23 protein-coding genes and 3 pseudogenes are annotated in these 22,626 nt (G+C 72.0%); 21 read left to right on the top strand and 5 right to left on the bottom strand.

Annotated features, from left to right (window positions below; genetic code table 11):
* Window positions 1-56 precede the first annotated feature (56 nt).
* The gene (locus tag ACFWR9_RS38665; RefSeq protein ID WP_383851199.1) at window positions 57-419 is read right to left on the bottom strand and encodes an ATP-binding protein; all 363 of its coding nucleotides are present in this window, start codon (window positions 417-419) and stop codon (window positions 57-59) included.
* A gap of 104 nt (window positions 420-523) precedes the next feature.
* Between ACFWR9_RS38665 and ACFWR9_RS38670 the strand changes: the two genes are divergently transcribed.
* The 7 genes and pseudogenes from ACFWR9_RS38670 to ACFWR9_RS38700 all read left to right on the top strand — a co-directional run bounded on the left by ACFWR9_RS38670 (window position 524) and on the right by ACFWR9_RS38700 (window position 7,574).
* Window positions 524-1,855 carry a helix-turn-helix domain-containing protein gene (locus tag ACFWR9_RS38670; RefSeq protein ID WP_383851202.1) on the top strand — a complete coding sequence of 444 codons (1,332 nt, stop codon included), beginning with the start codon at window positions 524-526 and terminating at the stop codon, window positions 1,853-1,855.
* The gene (locus ACFWR9_RS38675; RefSeq protein WP_383851205.1) at window positions 1,852-2,670 is read left to right on the top strand and encodes a class I SAM-dependent methyltransferase; all 819 of its coding nucleotides are present in this window, start codon (window positions 1,852-1,854) and stop codon (window positions 2,668-2,670) included. The genes ACFWR9_RS38670 and ACFWR9_RS38675 overlap by 4 nt, the downstream gene beginning before the upstream one ends.
* A 106-nt stretch (window positions 2,671-2,776) precedes the next feature.
* Window positions 2,777-2,917, top strand: a pseudogene (locus ACFWR9_RS38680) (site-specific integrase); the annotation flags it as partial.
* A 188-nt stretch (window positions 2,918-3,105) separates the two neighbouring features.
* The gene (locus ACFWR9_RS38685; protein WP_383851208.1) at window positions 3,106-4,551 is read left to right on the top strand and encodes a hypothetical protein; all 1,446 of its coding nucleotides are present in this window, start codon (window positions 3,106-3,108) and stop codon (window positions 4,549-4,551) included.
* Between the two features lie 392 nt (window positions 4,552-4,943).
* Window positions 4,944-5,198: a hypothetical protein gene (locus ACFWR9_RS38690; RefSeq protein ID WP_383851210.1), complete on the top strand. Its 255-nt coding sequence runs from the start codon at window positions 4,944-4,946 to the stop codon at window positions 5,196-5,198.
* Between the two features lie 101 nt (window positions 5,199-5,299).
* Entirely contained in the window at window positions 5,300-6,256 is a 957-nt protein-coding gene (locus ACFWR9_RS38695) for an IS481 family transposase (protein WP_383851213.1), read from the top strand.
* A gap of 130 nt (window positions 6,257-6,386) precedes the next feature.
* Entirely contained in the window at window positions 6,387-7,574 is a 1,188-nt protein-coding gene (locus tag ACFWR9_RS38700; RefSeq protein ID WP_383851216.1) for a winged helix DNA-binding domain-containing protein, read from the top strand.
* A 148-nt stretch (window positions 7,575-7,722) separates the two neighbouring features.
* Here the strand turns inward: ACFWR9_RS38700 and ACFWR9_RS38705 are convergent, their stop codons facing one another.
* Window positions 7,723-8,037, bottom strand: a complete 315-nt coding sequence (locus ACFWR9_RS38705; RefSeq protein WP_383851219.1) for a hypothetical protein — start codon at window positions 8,035-8,037, stop codon at window positions 7,723-7,725.
* A gap of 175 nt (window positions 8,038-8,212) precedes the next feature.
* On the opposite strand from ACFWR9_RS38705, the gene ACFWR9_RS38710 reads away from it, so the two are divergent.
* Window positions 8,213-8,587: an arsenate reductase family protein gene (locus ACFWR9_RS38710; RefSeq protein ID WP_383851222.1), complete on the top strand. Its 375-nt coding sequence runs from the start codon at window positions 8,213-8,215 to the stop codon at window positions 8,585-8,587.
* A gap of 85 nt (window positions 8,588-8,672) precedes the next feature.
* On the opposite strand, the gene ACFWR9_RS38715 is transcribed toward ACFWR9_RS38710, so the two are convergent.
* Entirely contained in the window at window positions 8,673-8,972 is a 300-nt protein-coding gene (locus ACFWR9_RS38715) for a hypothetical protein (protein WP_383851260.1), read from the bottom strand.
* On the opposite strand from ACFWR9_RS38715, the pseudogene ACFWR9_RS38720 reads away from it, so the two are divergent.
* Window positions 8,854-9,407: pseudogene (locus ACFWR9_RS38720) on the top strand (hypothetical protein). The gene ACFWR9_RS38715 and the pseudogene ACFWR9_RS38720 sit on opposite strands and share 119 nt — an antisense overlap.
* Before the next feature lie 3 nt (window positions 9,408-9,410).
* Here the strand turns inward: ACFWR9_RS38720 and ACFWR9_RS38725 are convergent.
* Window positions 9,411-10,283, bottom strand: a complete 873-nt coding sequence (locus ACFWR9_RS38725; RefSeq protein WP_383851225.1) for an alpha/beta fold hydrolase — start codon at window positions 10,281-10,283, stop codon at window positions 9,411-9,413.
* Between the two features lie 127 nt (window positions 10,284-10,410).
* On the opposite strand from ACFWR9_RS38725, the gene ACFWR9_RS38730 reads away from it, so the two are divergent.
* From ACFWR9_RS38730 to ACFWR9_RS38765, 8 genes and pseudogenes are all read left to right on the top strand, one after another.
* The gene (locus tag ACFWR9_RS38730) at window positions 10,411-10,869 is read left to right on the top strand and encodes a MarR family transcriptional regulator (protein WP_383851227.1); all 459 of its coding nucleotides are present in this window, start codon (window positions 10,411-10,413) and stop codon (window positions 10,867-10,869) included.
* A 164-nt stretch (window positions 10,870-11,033) separates the two neighbouring features.
* Window positions 11,034-12,065: a glutamine synthetase gene (gene glnII, locus ACFWR9_RS38735; protein WP_383851230.1), complete on the top strand. Its 1,032-nt coding sequence runs from the start codon at window positions 11,034-11,036 to the stop codon at window positions 12,063-12,065.
* Between the two features lie 78 nt (window positions 12,066-12,143).
* Window positions 12,144-12,260, top strand: a pseudogene (locus ACFWR9_RS38740) (DUF6891 domain-containing protein); the annotation flags it as partial.
* 332 nt (window positions 12,261-12,592) lie between these two features.
* Entirely contained in the window at window positions 12,593-13,204 is a 612-nt protein-coding gene (locus ACFWR9_RS38745) for a winged helix-turn-helix domain-containing protein (RefSeq protein WP_383851232.1), read from the top strand.
* A gap of 59 nt (window positions 13,205-13,263) precedes the next feature.
* Complete coding sequence (locus ACFWR9_RS38750; RefSeq protein ID WP_383851235.1) at window positions 13,264-14,295, top strand: SDR family oxidoreductase; 1,032 nt, start codon at window positions 13,264-13,266, stop codon at window positions 14,293-14,295.
* A 52-nt stretch (window positions 14,296-14,347) separates the two neighbouring features.
* Window positions 14,348-15,607, top strand: a complete 1,260-nt coding sequence (locus tag ACFWR9_RS38755; RefSeq protein ID WP_383851238.1) for a sensor histidine kinase — start codon at window positions 14,348-14,350, stop codon at window positions 15,605-15,607.
* A complete protein-coding gene (locus ACFWR9_RS38760; protein WP_383851241.1) occupies window positions 15,598-16,251 on the top strand; it encodes a LuxR C-terminal-related transcriptional regulator in 654 nt (217 codons plus the stop codon). The genes ACFWR9_RS38755 and ACFWR9_RS38760 overlap by 10 nt, the downstream gene beginning before the upstream one ends.
* 144 nt (window positions 16,252-16,395) lie before the next feature.
* Window positions 16,396-17,952, top strand: a complete 1,557-nt coding sequence (locus ACFWR9_RS38765) for a DUF1996 domain-containing protein (RefSeq protein ID WP_383851244.1) — start codon at window positions 16,396-16,398, stop codon at window positions 17,950-17,952.
* Between the two features lie 83 nt (window positions 17,953-18,035).
* On the opposite strand, the gene ACFWR9_RS38770 is transcribed toward ACFWR9_RS38765, so the two are convergent.
* The gene (locus ACFWR9_RS38770; RefSeq protein ID WP_383851246.1) at window positions 18,036-18,476 is read right to left on the bottom strand and encodes a hypothetical protein; all 441 of its coding nucleotides are present in this window, start codon (window positions 18,474-18,476) and stop codon (window positions 18,036-18,038) included.
* A 93-nt stretch (window positions 18,477-18,569) separates the two neighbouring features.
* Here ACFWR9_RS38770 and ACFWR9_RS38775 point away from each other — a divergent pair, with 93 nt between their 5' ends.
* The 4 genes from ACFWR9_RS38775 to ACFWR9_RS38790 all read left to right on the top strand — a co-directional run.
* Window positions 18,570-19,121: a tetratricopeptide repeat protein gene (locus ACFWR9_RS38775; RefSeq protein WP_383851249.1), complete on the top strand. Its 552-nt coding sequence runs from the start codon at window positions 18,570-18,572 to the stop codon at window positions 19,119-19,121.
* Window positions 19,122-19,188: 67 nt separating this feature from the next.
* Window positions 19,189-21,120 carry a hypothetical protein gene (locus ACFWR9_RS38780; RefSeq protein WP_383851251.1) on the top strand — a complete coding sequence of 644 codons (1,932 nt, stop codon included), beginning with the start codon at window positions 19,189-19,191 and terminating at the stop codon, window positions 21,118-21,120.
* Between the two features lie 88 nt (window positions 21,121-21,208).
* The gene (locus tag ACFWR9_RS38785; protein WP_383851254.1) at window positions 21,209-22,090 is read left to right on the top strand and encodes a metal-dependent hydrolase; all 882 of its coding nucleotides are present in this window, start codon (window positions 21,209-21,211) and stop codon (window positions 22,088-22,090) included.
* The coding region (locus ACFWR9_RS38790) for a ferredoxin reductase (protein WP_383851257.1) at window positions 22,087-22,626 on the top strand (540 nt) is incomplete at its 3' end. The genes ACFWR9_RS38785 and ACFWR9_RS38790, both read left to right, overlap by 4 nt.

The raw sequence follows: 22,626 nt of genomic DNA on the forward strand, positions 1-22,626 counted from the left end.
CCTCTGCCCGCGGCGAGATCTCCACCTCCCCCCCCGCGGGTGGCGGCGTGGCGGCCTCAGTACCTCGCCGCGCGCGCGGGCACGGGGGACTCATCGGGAACCCGCTGTGTCACGGTGCTGTCGCCGCCGTCGTGCACCTCGATGCGCAGGCGGTCATTCAGTGACTCGACACGCACGAGGATGAGGCGGCCCATGGGCGCCCCGTGCAGCACTGCGTTGCTGACGAGCTCCGAGGTACACAGCCGCATGTCGTCCAGGCGGCTCGTCTCGCCCCACTCGGTCAGCGTGGCGACGACGAAGTTGCGAGCGGTGCGCGGCGTGGTTCGGCGGCGGGGGAAGAGCACGGTGCGGTGCCGCCCGGTGACCGGAAGGAGGTCCTGAGCGGCGTTGTTCGCCTTGTTGGTGGATCTGCTTGCCATGGACAACAGCAAATCGCCTCGACTCATTTGGGTCGGGAGCCAGCGTGGGGGCCAAGACGGGGGCCACTATGGGGGCCAGAGGTCACGTGTTCCTGGGGGACGGCATGGGTGACACCGGGATCGGCGCCTTGCTCGTCCGGCTGCGCACCGCGCGCGGCTGGAGCCAGCAAAGGGTCGCTGACGAGTACAACACCCTGGAGGGGCGCTCTGCGAAGACCGGCAAGGAGATAGGACGCTACGAGCGCGAGGCGCGGATCCCCATTCCCTATGCCCGGAGATACCTGGCGCAGGTCTTCGGCGTCGATGTCGTCCTGCTCGACGAGGCAGTGGCCATCAGCAAGGGGACGAAGGATGGAGCTGGCGTGGGCGAGATCGCGCCACCAGCGCCGGTGCCCGAGACTTCTCTTGCCTGCGGTGATCGGCTGTCGGAGGACGCGGTGCGTTCGGCCGACTTCGCCCGCTTCATCGCGCAGCGCAACGCCGACGAGTTCGTCGTGGAGCAGTTGGAGGCGGACGTGGGCCGACTCGCTCGTACGTACGTCAGCCACCCGTTGATGGAGCAGTACGTCGAGATCAAGCGGTTGAGGGACGGGGTGTTCGAGCTGCTGCGCGGGCGTCAGCACCCCCGGCAGACCAGCGATCTCTACCTCTCTGCCTCTCGCCTCTGCGGCCTGTCCGCGCACGTCTGCCTCGACCTCGGTGACTACGACTCCGCCGCCACTCACGCCCGTACCGCACGTGCCTGTGCTGAGGCGGCCGGGCACGAAGGAATGCTGGCCTGGGTCCGGGCCGTGGAGTCGTTGATCGCGTACTGGACAGGGCGGTACGCGCAAGCGGCCCAGCTGGCACAGGCCGGCCGCCGACACCAGGCGAGCGGCAGCATCGGCGCACGGTTGGCGAGTCTGGAGGGGCGGGCGTTGGCAATACTCGGAGACTCGGCAGGTGCGCTCGCTGCCCTGTCGGACGCCGAACGGTCTCGTGAGGCGTTCGCGGGTCGAGATGAGGCGCCGGGAGTCTTCGACTTCCCTGTTGCCAAGCAGTTCGCGTATGCCGGGACGGCCCTTCTGGCCGTCGGCGGGCCGGAGCGCGTTCGAAAGGCCCTCGTCAGCGCGGAGGCGGCGATCCGGCTTTATCGCAACGCGGAGGATGATGACCAATCCGTGGGAGACCTCTTTGCCTCGCACCTCGACCTCACCCATGGGCATCTGCTCCTGGGCGATCTGGACGGTGCCGAGGAGGTGCTCGGCTTCGTCCTCATCGCCTCGCCGGAACGCATGTCAGCCAGCATCGTGCGCCGACTCATCGTTCTAGGACGGGAGCTGGAAGAGCCGCAGTACGGTGGAGCCGCGCAAGCCGCAAACCTGCGTGAACGACTCCAGCACACGGCCGTCCGTGCCTCCTTGCCCGCCGCCCACCCTCCGGAGTTGCCGACGTGACCGACCTGTCCGCCGCCCACGACGCCGCGGTCACCGACCGGGGTCGCTTGGCCGAAAGCGCCTACAGCAGCGATCGGGATCTGGCCGCCCGCCAGTCGCTCTATCAGTGGCAGACGCCTCGCTACGACCTGCCCGGCATCGTCGTCGGGCAGCTGAGCAACGTACGCGGGCGCGTGGTCGATGTCGGCTGTGGCAACGGTAAGTTCATTCAGCGGCTCCGCCAGGACCGGCCTGACCTGGACCTACTCGGCATGGACGTCGCCCCCGGAATTCTCGCCGGGGTCACCGGCCCAGTCGCTGTTGCGGATGCCACCCGCCTACCGCTGGCTACGGGGAGCGTGGACGCTGCCCTGGCGCTGCACATGCTGTACCACGTCCCCGACATCGGACAGGCGGTCAAGGAACTGGCCCGGGTCGTTACCCGCGACGGGCTGGTGATCGCCTCCACCAACAGCGACCAGGACAAGGCCGAACTCGACGACCTGTGGCAGCGGGCCGCAGGCGACGTCCTCGGCATCGGACGCGGCCCCAAACGGATCTCGCTCAGCGCCCGCTTCTCCCTGGAAAAGGCCCCGGCCTTCCTCGGTGAGGAGTTCAGCCGGGTGGAGACCACCGAGTTGCCCGGCACCATCACCGTCCGCGATCCCGAGCCCGTCATCGCTCACATGGCCTCCTACCGAGCCTGGGCGGACCAGCACGACGTGCCCTTCGAGGCCACGCTCGACCGGGCCCGCACGATGCTCACCGATGACATCGCCCAGAACGGAGCGTTCGATGTCACGTGCCGGGGCGGCATCCTCGTGTGTCGTCGCTGAGGTCCGGCCCGGCTACCGGAGACGCCCGCGCTCGATGGGCCGTTCACCTACCGGCTGGGGGGACTGAGATGTGGGTGTGGTCGCGCGGGTCCTCCGCCTGCGCGCGGCCCTCTCCGACCGGCTCGGCCCCGGCAGCGTGCGGAACGTCTACGACGTCCTCGTGTGTGTCATGACGGCGGCTGTTGACGACAAGGTGATCGCCTCCAGCCCCTGCCGCCGGATCACCCTCCCGGCCGTGCCGGACGATGGGCCACTGGCCCAGCACCCTGCTGAACCGCGCTCGCAGGCTCTGAACGTCATCCGCCCTGCTTCCCCTGGACGAACCGGTGTGGCCGCCCTCCGCTCTGTCCGGAGTTCTGTGAATTCCCAGCTCAGAGAGTGAATGCAGCGTCTCACCAAGGAAAGTGCACCAGGTTGTGACGGCACAATCCACCCATGAGCACGTCATATACCGCATCGGGCCCCGCCCGGCAGAGTTCCGCCCCCCAGCCCGACCCGGTCCCTGCGGCCCCAGCCGGGCTGCCCTTCAACCGCCGTGTCCACGTCGTTGCCGAGGTCCTGGACCGCCCTGAGGAACTGGACCTGCTCCAGCAAGTGTGCGACACGATGGGCTGGCCCATACGCGAGCCGCTGGCCGGGGAAACCACGGTGACCACAGACGCAAACTGGACGCTGCGCGTGATCGAGATCCGGATCCGCGGGGTTCGCGAAACAGCAGTCGAACAGGCGGTCGCAACCTTGGACACGCTGGCGCAGAACGCCGAGCTCTCCCTGCACTGCCGCGATGCCACCCTCGTGGAGCGCGTCCAGCGACCACAGATCGAGTGGCACCTGCGGGGCAGGCGGAAACCGGTGAGTCGACGGATCCGCCACGCGCTCCACCTCGCCGTCCGGACCGGCGAGCACGATCTGCATGCGGGCACTGTCCGGCTGGTCCGCGTCCCGACCGGGCTCGACGAGCCCCGGCCGCGCCGCCTGGCCCTTACCCGACGCACCGCTCGGGCAGAGTTGTCGCACCACTCCCTGGCATTGCGGCAGCTGGACCCAGAAGTCCACGAGGTCAGCAGCCCCTCGGTGTCCCGGGGCCAGCACATCCTGGCTTTCCTGACGCTCATCTTCACCACGACAGCGATCTGCTTGCTCGGCGCCGGTCTCTGGCCCGCAATTGGCGCGGACAGCCCACGAGTTGGCGGTCCACTCTTGATCCTCGCCGGAAGCTATCTGCTGGGCGGAACACTTCTGGCGGTGCGGAGCACCCCCACGCATCGCGCGCTTCCGTGGCTCGTCCCGCTGGCCGTGCCCCTCGCAGTCCCCTTGGTGCCATGGCTCGGGACACTCGTCCAGCGGGCTTACCTGTCGCCGTTCGGGGTGCGCCCCACGCTGGGGAGTGACGGGCTGGGCAATATTCAGGCGGGGCTCTGGATGCTGTGCGTGTTCGTCGCGGCCGCGCTGCTGCCAGTGGCGTACCTGGGGTGGATGCGCTTCCTCGCCCCCTCCCTGCGAGTGCGGGGACCATGGCTGTCCTGGGCGCCCGCGATGACTTTGGGCATCGGCATGGGAACAGCGTTCAGCCTGCTCATCCTCCACACGGCGGCGAGCAGCGGCGCGGAGAACCGCGCGCTCGCCGCAGCCGGCCACAACATCCCGGAGTACTTCGGTGTCAGCGCCGAGTACGCGTGCGTGGAGCCAGCCTCCCGCGAAGCGCCGTACTACGGGACCCCGCCTCCCCACGGCAGTCCAGTAGTGATCTTTGGGCAATCCGGTGACCGGGTCGAGTTCTGGGATCCCGCCGCCAACCAAGAGACAAGCATCCGTCTGGAGGACGCCCGCATCAGGGTCGTCCCCGACAGCGACTCACCGTGCGCCAAGGCCGCCTGGTAGGGCACTCAGAGATCTCCCGGCGGATGGGGATCGTCTGCTGGCTGACGCGACTGGCGAGCCGCCGCCTTCGGACAAGGCATAGCCCGGTTACAGGCGCCCCTGGACGATCGGCAGGCCCAGGCAGCGCCTTCCTTTCCCAGCCATGTGTCCCGATGGTGCACCGACCCGCCTACCAGAAGGGCATCTATGCAGGTCAGAAGGTATATCGAGCTGTACTTCGACGTGTGATCGACGCCCGCTTCGCCCCGGGTTCGTCCGGCGCCCCCGTCCTCTGCTCGTCAGGGGCGGGGGTGTCGTCGTTGGCGGAAAAGCTTCACAGGGGGAGTCGGGCCCGGGATCATGTTTACTAACACGATTGTTCGAGTTTCAGGGGACGGGGAGAGGGACCGGACATGTCCGATCGGGACGAGGAACGCGAGTTCGACATCAAGTGGGCGGACGGTGCCGAGCACAAGGAGCCCTCCGCGCGCGCCCGGATGCTCGCCGCGCGCTGGAAGGAGAACCCTCCCGGACCGGTCCCCTTCCGCGGCGACTCCGACCACGTGGGCTCGCGGCGCCGGTCGTCGTGGGTGTCCACCGTGGTGGTGCTCGGCTGCGTGGCCGCAGTGATCGTCCTGCTGGGGTACATCAACTTCCGGGTGCCCTAGGTGTATTGATCATGAGCGTTGTTAACGCCGAGCGGGCTTGATCATGGCGAAGACCTCCGGTGTGGTGGAGCTGTCTAGGAACGCACCGCACGGAGGTCTTCGTGTCCCACCGTAATGCCCGGCTGACCGTTCACGGCAGGCGGCTGCTCATCGAGCGTGTCCGCACCGGCCGCCCCATCGCGCACGTCGCAGCCGAGATGGGCATCTCACGCGTCACGGCCCACAAGTGGGTCCGCCGCTGGCGGGCGGAAGGCGAACACGGGCTGCACGACCGCTCGAGCCGGCCCCTGACGACACCGCACCGCACACCGGCGGCGACCGAGGCCCAGGTATGCAGCCTCCGCCGGGACCGCAAGCTCGGGCCCGCCCGCATCGGCCCGATCCTGGGCCTGCCCGCCTCCACAGTGCACCGGATCCTGACCCGCCACGGCCTGCACCGTCTGGCCTTCCTGGACCGGCCCACCGGGCAGGTCATCCGTCGCTATGAACGCGACCGGCCCGGCGAACTGGTCCACGTCGACGTCAAGAAACTCGGCCGGATCCCCGACGGCGGCGGCCACAAGGTCCTGGGCCGCCAAGCCGGCCGCGCCACCCGCAGCAACATGGGCTTCGACTACATCCACTCCGCCGTCGACGACCACACCCGCCTCGCCTACAGCGAAATCCACGACGACGAGAAGGCCGCCACCTGCGCCGCCTTCCTCCGCCGGGCCGCAGCCTTCTTCACCGCCCACGGCATCGACCGCATCGAGCGCGTCCTGACCGACAACGCCTGGCCCTACCGCAAGAGCTTCGCCTGGCGCGACGCCCTGACCGACCTCGGCGCGAGCCGCAAGCTCACCCGCGCCTACCGCCCGCAGACCAACGGCAAGGTCGAACGCTTCAACCGCACCCTGCTCGACGAGTGGGCCTACCTGCGGCCCTACACCAGCAACACCGAACGAACAGCAGCCCTGACAGACTTCCTGCACACCTACAACCACCACCGCTGCCACACCGCACTCGGCGGCCACCCACCGATCAGCCGCGTGAACAACCCTGCGAGTCAATACACCTAGGGCCTGTCTGACGCGCCTTCCCGGTGTGCGGCGTGCCGGGCTGTGAGTCTCGCGGGCGGGCCGCTGTCAGTGGGGCCGGGCAGGATGGCCGTACGAGGACGCTTCTTCACGGACGGGCGGAGGGCCGGGCATGGGCGACGACGGGCGGCGGCACATCGGGGCGGCGGAGCGGCGGGAGCGGCTGGCCCTGCGGCAGCGGCTGACCGCGGCGGCACGCGCGGGGAGCCCTGAGGAGGTCGCCGGCGCACTGGTCGCGCTGCACGGCACGGACCCCGCCACCGTGCACCTGGCCGTGGGCGCACGGCTGGCGGACGCGGCGAAGACCGTGGGCGGGACGGAACGGGCGCTGTACGAGGACGGGACGCTGGTCCGGATGCACGGCATGCGGCACACCGTGTTCGTGTTCCCGACGGAGCTGACCGCGGTCGTGCACGCCTCGACCGGCCGCACCGTCGCCGCCCGGGAGCGGGCCGCGCTGCTCAAGGACATGGCGGTGGCCGGGGCGCCGGACGCGGCCTGGCTGACGGAGGTCGAGGAGTCGGCCCTGTCCACGCTGGCCCGGCGCGGCCAGGCCACGGCGGCCGAGCTGGCCCGGGACGAGCCGCGCCTCAAGGAGCAGTTCGTGTACGCGGCCGGGAAGAGCTACGAGGGCGTGCACACCGTCTCCACCCGCTTGCTGAGAGTGCTGGGCGTGGAGGGCAAGGTCGTCCGGGGCCGGCCGCTGGGGTCTTGGACGTCCAGCCAGTTCCGCTGGGCGCCGGCACCCGAGCATCCCGAGCTGGATCCGGGCGAGGCGCAGGCGGAGCTGTTGCGCCGGTGGCTGGGGGCGTGCGGGCCGGCGACCGAGGACGACCTCAAGTGGTGGACGGGGTGGCGGGTGACGGAGGTGCGCCGGGCGCTGGCCGCGATCGGCGCGGAGGCGGTGTCGCTGGACGAGGGCACGGGGTACGTCGCCGCCGGTGACGCCGGCCCGCTGGCCGGCCCGGCCGAGCCGTGGGCGGCGCTGCTGCCCGGCCTCGACCCGACGGCGATGGGCTGGCGGGAACGGGACTGGTACCTCGCCCCCGAGCTGCGGCCTGCGCTGTTCGACAGAAGCGGGAACGTGGGGCCGACGGTGTGGTGGAACGGCCGCGTCATCGGCGGCTGGGCCCAGCGGCCCGACGGCGAGATCGTCTGGCGGGTGCTCGACGGCACGGGCGTCGGCCGGGAGGCGGAGTCCGCGATCGGGGCGGAGGCGGAGCGGCTGGGGTCGTGGGTGGGCACGACCCGGATCACACCGCGCTTCCGGACGCCGCTGGAGCGGGAGCTGTCGGCGTAGGGCGTACTCTTCAGTGCCGGGCACTCTCAGCCCGTCCGGCGTTTGAGGACGAGGTCGTTCAGGCCGAAAGCGGGGGGGCTGGGGGGCGGCAGCCCCCCAGAGACGACAACGCCGGGCACCGCACAGACGAACGGCGCCCGGCGCCCGCTCACCGCGAGTACCGCATCAACGCCCGCACCATGTGGCACGTGGTGTCCGACGGCGGGTGAACACCGATCGTCCGCGCAGCGCTCCGTATCCTCTCGTTGCGCGCCTGGTTCGGCAGGTAGACGCCGGAGTCGAGCAGGGCGATGGCGAGCCGCATCGCCTTGAGCCGGCGGTTGTGCGTGACGTACCACTCGCGGGGGCGGCCGGCCGGCAGCGGACGCTTCTCCACGGGTGCGTACGGCAGGTCGAGCTGGACGGGCCGCTTGGCGGTGGACTGGGTGGGCAACGGCTTCGACTTCAGTGCGGCAGCGGGCACGGGCATCCTCCTGTCGCGGTCAGGGCGCCGTCCGGACCACCCGGCGACACCCTCGAACACTGCTTCAATTTTACCGCCCCCCACTGACAAAAGCCCCTGGCCACAAGGGCTTTCGGGGTTGGTGTGACGGACGGGGAGAACGGGTTTCGGAAGCCCTCGGGCTACGGTGTCGGGCATGGAGATCTGGATCAATCCGGCCTGTTCGAAGTGCCGCAGCGCGATCAGCCTGCTCGACGCGGAGGGCGCCGACTACACCGTCCGCCGCTACCTGGAGGACGTACCGACCGAGGACGAGATCCGTCAGGTGCTCGTCCGCCTCGGCCTCGAACCCTGGGACATCACCCGCACCCAGGAGGCCGCCGCCAAGGAACTGGGCCTCAAGGACTGGCCCCGTGACGAGGCGTCACGCGACCGCTGGATCACCGCGCTCGCCGGGCACCCCAAGCTGATCCAGCGCCCGATCATCACGGCGACCGACGGAACCGCCGTGGTGGGCCGCACCGACGAGGCGGTGCGCGACGCGCTGGCGCACGAACAGGGCGGCCTGTGACGCAGGTTACGTGTGCGAATCGGCGTGACTGCTGAGTAACCGCGTTCGGTATCTCGTACATAGCGGCGTACGCTCCCCTATCCCTTCAGGAGGCGCGCATGTCGCGCAGGAGAACTCTCGGCACGAAGAAGAAGATCGCGCTGCTGGTCAGCGCCGCGGCGGTGGCGGGCGGCGGGGCCTTCATGATGGCGAACGCGTCGAACGCCGCGCAGACCGACCAGAACGCGCAGACCAAGGCCGCGCAGGACTCGACCGTCTGCCAGGGTCTGGCCACCGCGCTCGGCAACAACCAGCGGTTCATCGACGGCCAGCGGGCCAATCCCGACGCGCAGTCGGAGGCCCGGATCGCCAACCGCGAGGCCGTCATCGCGGAGATCGAGCGCAAGCAGGAGGCCTCGGGATGCACGGCCGGGGAGTCGGCTCAGGACTCCCAGGCGACGCAGCCCCCGCAGGCCGGGCAGGAAGCCGGCCAGGACGCAGGCGAGGGGCGGGCGAGGAAGCCGGGCAGGGCGCCGGCCAGCAGGCCGGGGAGGAGCAGGCCGGGGACCAGGCGGGCGGTGGCGCGCAGGCGGGTGAGCAGGTGTGCAACGGCTCCACCGTCACCCTCTCCGGCGAGGGCGGCGCGCCCGCCGCCTCCAGCAACCAGTTCCCCGTGGGCACCCAGCTCAAGGTGACCAACCTCGACAACAACAAGTCCACGACGGTGGAGGTGAACTCGGTCTCGGGCAGCTGCGCGCTGCTGAACAACGCCGCGTTCGAACAGGTCCGGGAGGAGGGCAAGTTCGTGATCCGGCGGGCGCTGATCGAGAAGGTCGGGTGAGGCTCAGTCACCCGGCCCGGCGAGGAAGTCGCTGAGGCGGCGGTCCAGTCCGGGCGGCGCGGCCTGCGGCAGCGCGTGGTGGGACACGTCCGGCAGGACGGCCACCTCCACGCGCGGCAGCAGCTCCCGCGCCCGGGCCGCCACCTCGGCGGGGTCTTGGGTCCTGCTGTTCCCGGCCAGGAGCAGCAGGACCGGCACGTCCAGGCCGCGCAGTGCGTCGGGCGCCGGACGCGGTCCGGTCACCGGACGGCGGGCGGGGAAGCCGACGGCCGCCTCCTGGAGGGCGAGCCAGTCGGGGTCGAGCGGGGTCGCACCGGTCTCCCAGTCCAGGAAGGCGCGCGTCCGGCGCGGAGTCGGCCGCAGCAGCACCGGCGCCGCGCGCAGCAGGTAGGCCGCCTTGAACCCGGCGAAGCACTGGGTCGGGTCCAGGAGGAACAGGCGGCGTACCCGGTCGGGTGCGTGCAAGGCATAGGACAGGGCGATCCAGGCGCCGTAGGAGTGCCCGCCGAGGGCGGCCGCCTGGATGCCGATGCCGTCGAGGAGGGCGTCCAGCCAGCCGGTCAGGTCGGCGACCGTGCGGGGGTGGCGGTCGCCGGCCGGCGTGCTGCGGCCGGGGGCGCCGATCAGGTCGACGGCGTGGACCCGGTGGGTGCGGGACAGCTCGGTCGCCTGGGCGTACCAGGAGGCGGAGGTCGCCTCGCCGCCGCCCGGCAGCAGGACGAGCGGCGGGCCGTCGGCCGGGCCGGTCACATTGACGTACGTCTCGCCGAAGGGCGTCGGTACGGTCACCGACTCGCGCCCGGGCGGCCACTTGGCCATGACCTTGTCGTAGGCGTCGTGGAAACGGCCGGCGTCGTACGAACCGCGCGCGCTCATGAGCGGTGCCCCCTGACTCTTCCGAGACTCTCCGAGGTTTCCGATACTATCTCGCCGAGCGAGATACACGTCGGACGAGATAATAGCCCGGAGAGCCGGAGAGCCGGGGAACCGGAGAGGAAGACCGATGCCCGATGAGGGACCGGAGATGGAGACCGTCCACCTGCTGCGCGCGGTCGCGGTCGAACTGGGCGCGCACAGCACGCGGTTCGCGCAGCGCAACGGCATGCACCCCACCGACGTCCGCGCCCTCATCGCGCTGATGGACGCCTCGCGGGCGGGCGAGGAGATGACCGCCGGACGCCTCGGCGCCGCGCTCGGGCTGAACTCGGCGGGGACGACGGCCCTGGTGGACCGGCTGGAGAAGGCCGGCCACGTGCGACGGGTGCGCGACGGACGCGACCGGCGCCGGGTCACCGTCGAGGTCGACGAACGGGCCGTCGCCCTCGGCCGGGCCCACTTCGGCCCGCTGATCGGGCGCGCGGTGGAACTGCTGCGCGGATACGACGAGCGGGAGACGGCGGCGATCCGGTCCTTCCTGGCCGGCGTGCGCGAGGCGGCGGCCGAGGACGGGCGCGCACCGTGAGAGACGGACCACACCGACCCCAGGTAACACGGGGTTCACACATGGGCAACGGTCGGGAAATCGCCTGTTGACACGCTGCTCCGCAGTAGAGGCGGCGCCCCAGTGCCGCAGCGCCGCAGCACCCGCAAGTGCGCCCGTAGACCCACCCCGAAGGATGTGGCCCCGTGACCTTCAAGGCTGAGTACATCTGGATCGACGGCACCGAGCCGACGGCCAAGCTCCGTTCCAAGACGAAGATCATCACGGGTGCCCCCGCCGGTCTCGACGCCCTGCCGATCTGGGGCTTCGACGGCTCCTCCACCAACCAGGCCGAGGGCAGTTCCTCGGACTGCGTGCTCAAGCCGGTCTTCTCCTGCCCCGACCCGCTCCGCGGCGGCGACGACGTCCTGGTGCTGTGCGAGGTCCTGGACACGGACATGACGCCGCACCCGTCCAACACGCGCGCCGCGCTGGCCGAGCTGTCCGAGCGGTTCGCGGCCCAGGAGCCGATCTTCGGCATCGAGCAGGAGTACACCTTCTTCAAGGGCGCCCGCCCGCTCGGCTTCCCCGAGGGCGGCTTCCCGGCCGCGCAGGGCGGCTACTACTGCGGTGTGGGCTCGGACGAGATCTTCGGCCGTGACGTCGTCGAGGCGCACCTGGAGAACTGCCTGAAGGCCGGTCTCGGCATCTCCGGCATCAACGCCGAGGTCATGCCCGGCCAGTGGGAGTTCCAGGTCGGCCCGCTGGCGCCGCTGGAGGTCTCCGACCAGCTGTGGGTGGCCCGCTGGCTGCTCTACCGCACCGCCGAGGACTTCGAGGTCTCCGCCACCCTCGACCCCAAGCCGGTCAAGGGCGACTGGAACGGCGCGGGCGCGCACACCAACTTCTCCACCAGGGCGATGCGCGAAGGCTACGACGCGATCATCACCGCCGCCGAGTCGCTCGGCGAGGGCTCCAAGCCGATGGACCACGTCAAGCACTACGGCGCCGGCATCGACGACCGCCTGACCGGCCTGCACGAGACCGCCCCGTGGAACGAGTACTCCTACGGCGTCTCCGACCGCGGTGCCTCGGTGCGCATCCCGTGGCAGGTAGAGAAGGACGGCAAGGGCTACATCGAGGACCGCCGTCCCAACGCCAACGTCGACCCGTACGTGGTGACCCGCCTGCTCGTCGACACCTGCTGCGCGGCGCTGGAGAAGGCCGGCCAGGTCTGATCCCGGCCCCACCCGCTCCCGAGGGGCGTCCACCGCGACGGTGGACGCCCCTTCGCGTTGTCAGCCCAAGTCCGTTCGGGGCGGGAGGTCGTGGCCGCGTTCGCCGGGTCCGGGCTGTCCACGGAGTGGGACGGCGATCCGGGCCGGGCCATCACCGTCACCCCGCTGAACTGGCGCAGTCGACTGGAGGGATGATCCGGCCGGGGAGTACTTCACGCCAGTCCGCGTCCACGCAGTGAGAGGAGTCTCCTGTCCGACGCCGCCGTCTGCTTCAATGGGCCCATGGTCGGCTTCCGGAAGTACGCAGCGACGGGTCGCCATGACCTCGAGCCCTTCTGGCCTTCCCGTCAGCACGACGACTTCGACCGGGTGTGTTGCCGCGCGATGACCGCGCCGGCCCGCTAGAAAGCCCTACACCCCAGGCCTTCGGCCGGCGCGCACGACGTACGTCCCGCGACGCGCCCGACCATGAACTCGCGCCCGTCGCCCCTTCCGACGAACTTCTCGCGCGAAAGAGCTGACGTCTCATGGCGACCACCCGTTCCCTGTCCACCGTCCCCGTCGACTCCCCCACCCACGCCGGCGGCCCCACCATCGGCCTGCCCGGCTCCGGCGGCCCACGGCACCGGCTGCGCGCCGTCGACCGGGCCGAAGTGGTGGACGTCGCGGACCTGCTGCCGCCGGGCGCCACCTGGCTGCCCGCACCCCCGCACGCCCTGCCGTCGCTGCCGGGCCGCCCGCCGATGGTCGGCTACCTGGTGCTCGTCCCGGCCGACCAGCAGCCGCCGTTCCCGCGCGACGCCGGCCCGACGGGTGTGCCGTCCCGGCCGGACGCGGAGGACGGCGACGCGCTCGTCCGGATCGACGCCGCGCGGCGCACCGCGGCCGTGGACGGACAGGAACTCGACCTGACGTACCTGGAGTTCGAGCTGCTCGCCCACCTCGTGACGCATCCGCACCGGGTGCACACCCGCGACCAGCTGGTCACCACGGTCTGGGGCTACGGACACGTGGGCGACGGCCGCACCGTCGACGTGCACGTGGCCCGGCTGCGGCGCAAGCTCGGCGCGGCGCACCGGCAGACCATCCAGACCGTGCGGCGCGTCGGCTACAAGTACACGCCGCCCACGGGACGCTGAGCGTCTGCTGTCGGCAGAGGACCGTTCCCTCCGGGCGGCGGGCCGGGCACCGTGGGCGCATGAGGCTACTGGTGCTGGGCGGTACGGAGTTCGTGGGGCGGGCCGTGGTGGAGGAGGCGCTCGGGCGCGGCTGGGAGGTGACCGTCTTCCACCGCGGGCGGCACGCGCCGCCGCCCGGGGTGCGGGCACTGCACGGTGACCGCACCGCGCCCGACGGGCTCTCCGCCCTGGCCGACGGCTCCTGGGACGCCGTCGTCGACACCTGGTCGGCGGCGCCCCACGCGGTACGGGACACGGCGCGGCTGCTGCGGGAGCGCGTCGGCCGGTACGTGTACGTGTCGAGCTGCTCGGTGTACGCCTGGGCCCCGCCCGCCGGGTACGACGAGGAGGCGCCGCTGGTCGAGGGCGCCTCGGCGGAAGCCGTGCAGCTCGACTACGCCCGGGACAAGCGCGGCGCCGAACTGGCCGTGTCGGACGCCTTCGGCGCGGACCGCTTGGTACTCGTCAGGGCCGGGCTGATCCTCGGCCCGTACGAGAACATCGGCCGCCTCCCCTGGTGGCTGGACCGTGTCGCGCGCGGCGGCCCGGTCCTCGCGCCCGGCCCGCACGACCTGCCCCTCCAGTACGTCGACGTCCGTGACCTCGCCGACTGGGTGCTCGGCGCGGTCGAGCGGGAGCTGAGCGGACCGTACAACCTGGTCTCCCCGCCGGGGCACACCACCATGGGCGCCCTGCTCGAAGCCTGCGTGCGGATCACGGGCGGCGCGGCGGAGCTGCGCTGGACCGACCCCGGCACCCTGCTCGCCGCCGGTGTCGAGCCCTGGAGCCGGCTGCCGGTGTGGACGCCGCCGGGCACCGAGCTGCACGACGCCGTGCAGAGCGCGGACGTCTCCCGGGCCCTGGCGACGGGCCTGCGCTGCCGGCCGGCCGAGGACACCGTCGCCGACACCTGGGCCTGGCTGCGCGACATCGGCGGCACGGCCCCCCATCGCCCCGACCGCCCGCCGGTCGGTCTGGACCCGGAGACGGAGGCGAAGATCCTCGCCGCGGCGGACGGGCCCGGCGGAGGTGTACCTGGCACCACCCTCTGACCGGGGTGCCCGGCCCAGTGACCGGCGCCGCCGCCTCCGGAAGACTGACGGCATGAGCATCGAGACGAAGAGCGGGAACCGCACGGCACGCACCCGGGGCGTGGCCCTGTCGGCCGTGCGGGGACTCGCGGTGGCCCTGGTCGCCCTGCCCGGCGCTGTGCTGTGCTTCTGCCTGACGCTGGTGTCCGTCGCCCTCGTCCCGATCGGCGTCGGCATCGTCACCACGCCGTGGGTGCTGACGGGGGTACGGGCGTTCGCGGACTGGCGCCGGCTGCTCGCCGCCCGGTGGGGCGGGGTGCGGATCCCGCGGACGTACCGGCCGCTGCCCGAGGACGCCAACCCGTGGGCGCGCACCTTCGGGATGCTCCGTGACCCGGCGACCTGGCGGGACGTCCGGTGGCTGCCGGTCGACATGACGGCGGGCTTCGTCACCGCGCTGCTGGCCTTCGCGCTGGCGGTCTACCCGCTGGAGGGCCTCGCGATCGCCGCCGGGCTGTGGCGGGTGCTGCCCGAGGGGTACTGGTACGGCTTCGTCCGGGTCACCGACCAGACCTCCGCCCTCTACGCCGCGGCACTGGGGGCGGTGCTCCTGGCCGCCGCCTTCCGGCTCACCCCGCTCCTGCTGCACGCCCACTTCCGGCTCACCGGCGCGGTGCTCGGCTCCGGCCAGGGGGAACTGGCCGAGCGGGTGCGGGTACTGACCGAGACCCGTCGCGACGCGGTGGACACCTCCGCCGCCGAACTGCGCCGCATCGAGCGGGACCTGCACGACGGGGCGCAGGCCCGGCTGGTCGCCATGGGCATGGACCTCGGCACCATCGAGACGCTGCTGGAGAAGGACCCGGCCAAGGCCCGGGAACTGCTCGCGCAGGCCCGCGAGTCCTCCGCCGAGGCCCTGACCGAGCTGCGTGAACTCGTGCGGGGCATCCACCCGCCGGTGCTCGCCGAACGGGGTCTCGGCGACGCCGTACGGGCCCTGGCGCTGCGGCTGCCCGTCGCGTCCGAGGTGAACGTGGACCTGCCCGGCCGCGCCGAGGCGCCGGTGGAGGCCGCCGCCTACTTCGCGGTCAGCGAGGTCCTCACCAACGCGGTGAAGCACTCCGGCGCCGACCGGCTCTGGATCGACATCCACCACACCGAGGGACGGCTGCGCGTCACCGTCACCGACAACGGCAAGGGCGGTGCGGTGATCGGAGCGGGATCGGGGCTGGCCGGGGTGGAGCGACGGCTCGGTACATTCGACGGCGTCCTGGCCGTCAGCTCGCCCGCGGGCGGCCCCACCATGGTCACCATGGAGATCCCTTGCGCGTAGTCCTGGCCGAAGACCTGTTCCTGCTGCGCGACGGGCTGGTCCGGCTCCTCGAAGCCCACGACTTCGAGATCGCCGCGGCCGTCGAGACCGGCCCCGAGCTGTCCCGGGCCCTGGCCGAACTGGAACCGGACGTCGCGGTGGTCGACGTACGGCTGCCGCCCACGCTCACCGACGAGGGGCTGCAGTGCGCCCTCCAGGCCCGCCGCGACCGGCCCGGGCTGCCGGTCCTGGTGCTGTCCCAGCACGTGGAGCAGTTGTACGCGCGCGAGCTGCTGGCCGACGGCAACGGCGGGGTGGGGTACCTGCTCAAGGACCGGGTGTTCGACGCCGAGCAGTTCGTGGACGCCGTGCGGCGCGTGGCGGCGGGCGGTACGGCGATGGACCCGCAGGTCATCCAGCAGCTGCTCAGCCGGCGTGCGGCGGAGGACCGGCCGCTGGAGCGGCTGACGCCCCGGGAGCGGGAGGTGCTGGAGCTGATGGCGCAGGGCCGGACCAACGCGGCGATCGCCGGCCGGCTCGTCGTGACGGAGCGGGCCATCGCGAAACACACGGCGAACATCTTCGCCAAGTTGAGCCTTGAGGTTTCGGACGACGACAACCGCCGTGTCCTGGCGGTTCTCGCCTATCTGGACCGCGGACGCTGACCCTTTCGCCACTCTCACGCGTCCCACGGGACCCAGCGATCTCCGTGACGGGTGAACACCCCTGCGGCGGCTTCCGTATCCATGGGAGCCGCTTCACTCCTGTCGGGCGCCCTCGATGCCCCGCAAGGAAGTCAGAGGAGTCTCATGGGACGCAACACAAGAAAACGCCGTTCGCCGCTGGCCACCAAGGTCGTAGCCGGGGCGGCGGCCCTGGCGGTCGGCGGGGGCGGGCTGGTCTGGGCCAACTTCTACGCCTCGGCGCACGAGTCGGGCTCGTCGGACAACCGCACCAGGTCCGCGGGGGCGCAGGTCGCCACGATCCAGTGCCCGGACGTCGGCCAGAAACTGCGCAACGTGCCGAGAGGAGCGCGGGCCGGGGTCGACAAGGAACTGGCGCGGCTCGACGAGCAGATCACCGAGGCCTACGCCCGCCTCGCGTCGACGCGCCAGGCGCAGTCCGGGGACGCGAGCTACGTCCAGAACGCCATTCTCGGACCGCTCCAGTCCAAGCGGACCGCCGCCCTCGACCGGATCGGGACCAACATCCGGCGGGTGGGCGGCGAAGCCCCCGGCGGGCTCGACCGCTTCGCCGAGTGCCGGGGCATGGGCGTCGACCAGCCGAACGACGGCAACGGGAACGGCGACGAAGGGAACGGCCAGGACGACCAGAACAACGGCGGCCAGGGCCAGGACGACGGTCAGGGCCAGGACAACGGCCAGGGCCAGGACGGCGGTCAGGACGGCGGCCAGAACCAGGACGACAACGGCAACGGTGCCGCGGGTCCGGTGGCCGACGACTTCATCGACATCAACGACGTCCAGCCGGGCACCCGCGACAGCCAGAACGGTCTGGCCGCCAACGGCGACAGCGGTTCCACCGGCTCCTTCACCACGGACTGCGGCGTCAACGAGAACAACCTGTTCAACAGCGACAACCTGATCGCCGCCCCGGGTGTCGACAACGGCGCGCACCACGTGCACGACTACGTCGGCAACCAGGACAACGACGCCTTCTCCAGCGACGAGGACCTGGCCAACGCTGACACCTCGTGCCAGAACCAGGGCGACAAGTCCACCTACTACTGGCCGGTGCTGCGGCTCCAGGACGGTACCGAGGAGTTCGACGCGGGCGACCAGGGCGGTGGCGCCGAGGGCAACATCGGCAGGATCCTGAAGCCGGCCCAGGCGGAGCTGAAGTTCGCCGGCAACCAGCAGGGCGACGTGGTCGCGATGCCGCAGTTCCTGCGCATCATCACCGGTGACGCCAAGTCCCTCACCAACGGCGACGCGAACGCCAACAGTTCGTGGAGCTGCACCGGCTTCGAGGACCGACAGGTCACCGACAAGTACCCGCTGTGCCCCGAGGGCAGCCAGGTGGTGCGCACGTCCAACTTCCAGAGCTGCTGGGACGGGCAGAACATCGACAGCGCCAACCACCGTGACCACATGGCGTTCGTCCAGCAGGACGGCAGCTGCCCGAACGGCTTCCAGGCCATCCCCCAGCTCCAGGTCCGCCTGGTGTACGACATCCCCACCCCGACCGTCGAGAACGGCCAGGTGCAGAATCCGTACGCCGTGGACAGCTTCCCGGAGCAGCTGCACAAGCCGATCACCGATCACAACGACTTCATCAACGTCATGGACGAGAACCTGATGAACGAGGTGGTCGACTGCGTCAACAGCGGTGAGGACTGCCAGTAGTCCCACCGGGAGCCGGGTGAGCAGGCAAGAGGGGCGGTGGCGGATCTCCCGCCGCCGGCCCTCTTCGCCGTGTCCCCGGGCGGTCAGCCGCTGTGCCCGGCGTGTTCGCCGCCGCCGCCCGAGTGGGTACCGCCGCCGTGCCGCGTGCCCTGCTCCAGGGTGCCGCCGAGCTTGCCGCGCAGGCCGGCGACCACGTCCTCGTGGCCGACGGCGACCCACTTGCGGCCGACCAGGTAATAGCCGCCGTAGTCCTTGGCCGTGTTGAGCCATTCGCGCTGGCCGCGGTCGGTGGAGAAGGTGGCGAGGACGTACTTCTCGTCGCCCTTCTCGCAGATGGCCTGACGGATGGTGTCGGCGTCGGTCTGCATGTTCGGGGCGCACTTCGCCTCGGCGGCCAGGTGTTCCAGGCTGCCGGTCGCCGTCTCCGGCACGGCGGCCTCGCCGTCACCGCCGGATCCGCAGCCCGTCAGCGCCAATGCCGCCGCCAGGGCGGCCGGCGCGAGCATCGGTCGGGTCAGCCTCATGTGTTCCTCCGGTCCGTTCCGGCGACATGCCGCACGGAGCCCCGGCAAGGGCTCTGGTCATCGGTACGGGCGCGGGGCGCGAAGTATTCAGGGATGCGGGTGACCTTCTGGTGGCAGCCGTGCGAAAGTGGCGCCGTGGACCAGGACTGGGAAGAGCGCGTGAGTGCCGCTTGGACGGCGTTCGACGCATACACCGAAGACGACGCCGCCGAGTTCCGGGCGGTGATCGACACCCTCGCCGACGAGCTGCCTGCGGACAGTCCGCTCGGCCTGTTCGAGAGGGCCTGCGCCTGGGACTCCACCGGCCACTCCGACCGTGCCGTGCCCCTGTACCGGGAGGCCCTGGAGCGCGGACTGGGCGACGCGAGCGCCTACAAGGGGCGCCGGGCGAAGATCCAGCTCTCCAGTTCCCTGCGCAACACCGGGTACCCGGAGGAGGGCGTGATGCTGCTCTCGCCGGAACTGGTGGCGCCCTCGGACGAGTTGGACGACGCCGTGCGGGCCGCGCTGGCGCTGTGCCTGTCGAGCATGGGCCGCGACCGGGAGGGCCTGTCCCTGGTGCTCGGCGCCCTGGCGCCCCATCTCCCGCGCTACCAGCGGTCGATGGCCCACTACGCACGGCTGCTGGTGGAGCCGGAGGAGTAGCCCCCGGGCCCCCCGCCCGGTGACGGCCGTACGGTGACCATCCCCCCGTTGGCTCGTTCTGCTGGGCGTGCAGCCACAGGATGTCGCCCCGCGCCCCGCACCGCCCTCAACCCCTCCGGCCGACCCGGTCGTCGACGTCGAGCAGGCCGAGGCGGCGCTCGTCGAGCACTATCCGCGCCTGGCCCGGCTGGCCTATCTGGTGCTGCCGCCGGGTCTCGGCCGCAGCCGCCGTGTCCTGACCGCGCACGCCCTCACCCAGCGCGCGCTGCCCCGCAGCCGGACGACGACCCCGGTGATCCCGGCCCAGTCGACCGGTCAGGAGGTCGACCCCGGCTACGCCCTGGTCCGCCTGCGGGTCGTCCGCACGGCACTGCAGGCGGGCCTTCCGCTGCGTCGCCGCGCCTGGCCCAGGCGGGCCCAGCTGCCGCCCCTGCTGCCCCACGTCCGGGGCCTCAGGCTCTTCCCGCGGTCCGGCGGCGCCGACGAACTCGCCCTGGACCAGCGGCTGTCCGCGCTCTCCGGGCCGGCCCGGGCGGCGTACGTGCTGCGGGGCCTGGAAGGGCTCTCCGAGGACGGTGTCCGTCAGGTGCTCCGGGCCGCCGGGGCCGAGGACGTGGACGGCGCGCTGCGGGAGGCCGACGCGATGCCGGGCGAGCACGCGCTGCTCGGCTCCCCCGAGTTCGACCCCTGCTCCCTCCAGGCCCGGCCGACGGATCTGATGCGCCGGCGCCGACACACGAAGGCCGCGCTGGTCGCCGGGGCGGCTCTGGTGGTGTGCGGGACGCTGCTGGGCCTGCCCGGCGACGGCTGGGGACCGGACGGTGCCGCCGCCCCGATGTACGCGCAGAACCCGGCGGCCCAGGCGGCCCTCGATCCCGGCAGGCTCACGAAGGTCGCCCCCACCGCGTGGGAGACGTCCGCGCGCACGGACTTCTCGGTGTGGCCGGCGCGCGGTGACCGCACCGGTGACGAGGAGCTGCTGCGCCGCGCCCTGGCCGTCTGGGCGCGGCCCGGCGAGAGCGTGGGGGTGTCCGCGACGTCGGGCACCGCCACCGGCGGTCCGGCCGGGCCGCCGCAGCTGCTGTACGCGGGGGACGTCGACAACGCGCGCGTGGTGATCCTGCACGACGGTCTGCGCGTCGTCCGGTACGCCGAGCCGAAGGACGGCACGGCCGGTGCCGCCCTGGACCTGGCGCGGACCGACGGGGCCGGCCGGGCCGGGGCGACCGCGGTGGTCCTGGGCCGGGCCGACGGTAACGTCCGCTATCTGACGGCGCCCTGGGTGACGAAGGCGGCCGGGCGGGATCTCGGCAGGCCGGACGCCGGGGCGAGGGAGCTGGCGCTCACCGACGGTGTGACCGCGCCGCTGGCCAGCCCGGTGCGGCAGCAGTCGGGCGCCTGCACGTCCTGGAACGTGCTGGAGCTGACCGACGGCTCGGACACCCGCGTGGTGTCCGACCTCGGCGAGCTGGTCCCGGCCCGCCTCACCACCGGCCGTCCCGGCTCGGCGAAGGACACCTCGGGCACGAAGGCGCTGCGCACCTGGGCGCCGTACGCCTGCTCGCTGGGCGCGGTGCGCGGGCAGGGGGTGCGGTCGGTGAACGCCTGGGCGTTCGCGAAGCAGCCGCTGCCCGACTCGACCGGGTCGGGCGCCTGGGTGTGCACGCGGGCCGAGACCTGGCGCGGCGACGGGGCCCGGGTGCTGGCCCAGTTCCGCACGCCGGGCAGCACGCAGGGGGCGGTGGCGGCGAAGGCGCAGGACGTGCCGGCCTGCGGCGAGCGCGACCCGCACGTACTGGCCGGCGTGCTCTGGAAGTCGGCGGGTGGGCACTGGTACCTGCTCGCCGCGGGCAGCCGCGGCACCGAGTCGATCGAGGCGACGGGCGGCATCAGCGACTCCGCGGACGGAAAGCTGCTGACGGCGAAGGCCGAGCAGGGTGCCCGCGCCGAGCTGAAGGGCACGCTGGAGGGCGGCCGGACCATCGGCGGGCTGCGCTAGGCACCCACACCAACGCCTGCTGACGTTCGCGTCAACAAGTGGCCGCACAAGGGTTCCCTGAGCCCTTACCCGTCAGTACATTGACGCCATGTCTCACACGCATGTCCCGCTCAAGGCCCGCAAGGTGTCCTTCGCCTGGGAGGACACCCCGCTGCACTGGGTGCCGGGGGACCCGTTCACGACGCACACCATCAACGTGCTGCACCTGCTGCTGCCCGCCGGGGAACGCTGGTTCGTGCACGTCTACAAGCAGGTGCTGCCGTTCATCCGGGACGAGCGGCTGCGCGAGGACGTCATCGGGTTCATCGGGCAGGAGGCGATGCACTCCCAGGCCCACGACGAGGTGCTGCCGCACCTGCGGGACCAGGGGCTCGACCCGACGCCGTACACCGCGCAGGTCGACTGGCTCTTCGAGAAGCTGCTCGGCGACCGCACCCTGCCGCCGGGCCGGCCGCGCCGCTGGTGGCTGATGGAGCGGGTGGCGCTGATCGCGGCCATCGAGCACTACACGGCGTTCCTCGGCGACTGGGTGCTCAACGCCGAGGCGCTCGACCGGCACGGCGCCGACCCGACCATGCTGGACCTGCTGCGCTGGCACGGCGCCGAGGAGGTCGAGCACCGGTCGGTGGCCTTCGACCTCTTCGAGCACCTGGACGGGGGGTACGCGCGGCGGGTCCGCACCTGGGCGACCGCGTTCACCGCGCTGGTGTTCCTGTGGCAGCGCGGGGCCCGGTTCTTCATGGAGAACGACCCGACGCTGACCGACGGCCGCGCCACCTTCGGCGACTTCCACCGGCGCGGGCGCAGCGGCCTGCTGCCCGCCACCGGTGCCGTACTGCGCTCGATACCGGGCTATCTGAGCCGCGACTACCACCCGTCCCAGTTCGGCTCCACCGAGCAGGCCGCGGCCTATCTCGCCGCCTCCCCCGCCGCCGTGGCCGCCGAGAAGTCCCAGGAGGCGTCCGCATGAGCCCCGGGCCGAGGACCCTGCTGCTCGCGGCCGGTGCCGCGCTCGTCGCCCGCCGCGCGCTGCGGCGCCGCATCAAGGGCTCGCCGCTGTGGCCGATGCCCGCCCTGGATCCGCCGGTCTCGGGGCGGCCGCGCTCCCGCGCGCTGACGCTGCTGGTCACCTCGCGGGAGCTGGTGGCCGACGGGGTGGTCCGGATCCGCCTGGAGGGTCACGACCTGCCGCGCTGGGAGCCGGGGGCGCATCTGGACCTGGTGCTGCCGTCGGGTCTGGTGCGGCAGTACTCGCTGTGCGGCGACCCCGAGGACACCTCGTCGTACACCGTCGCCACGCGGCTGGCCGAGGACGGGCGGGGCGGTTCGCGCGAGGTGCACGCGCAGGTGCAGGAGGGCACGGAGCTGGAGGTGCGCGGGCCGCGCAACCGCTTCCCGCTGGTCGGGGCGCCCTCCTACGTCTTCGTCGCCGGCGGCATCGGCATCACGCCGGTGCTGCCGATGCTGCGGGCCCTGCCGGAGGGCGCCGAGTGGCGGTTGCTGTAC

Source organism: Streptomyces sp. NPDC058534, assembly GCF_042717365.1.
Classification (GTDB): domain Bacteria; phylum Actinomycetota; class Actinomycetes; order Streptomycetales; family Streptomycetaceae; genus Streptomyces.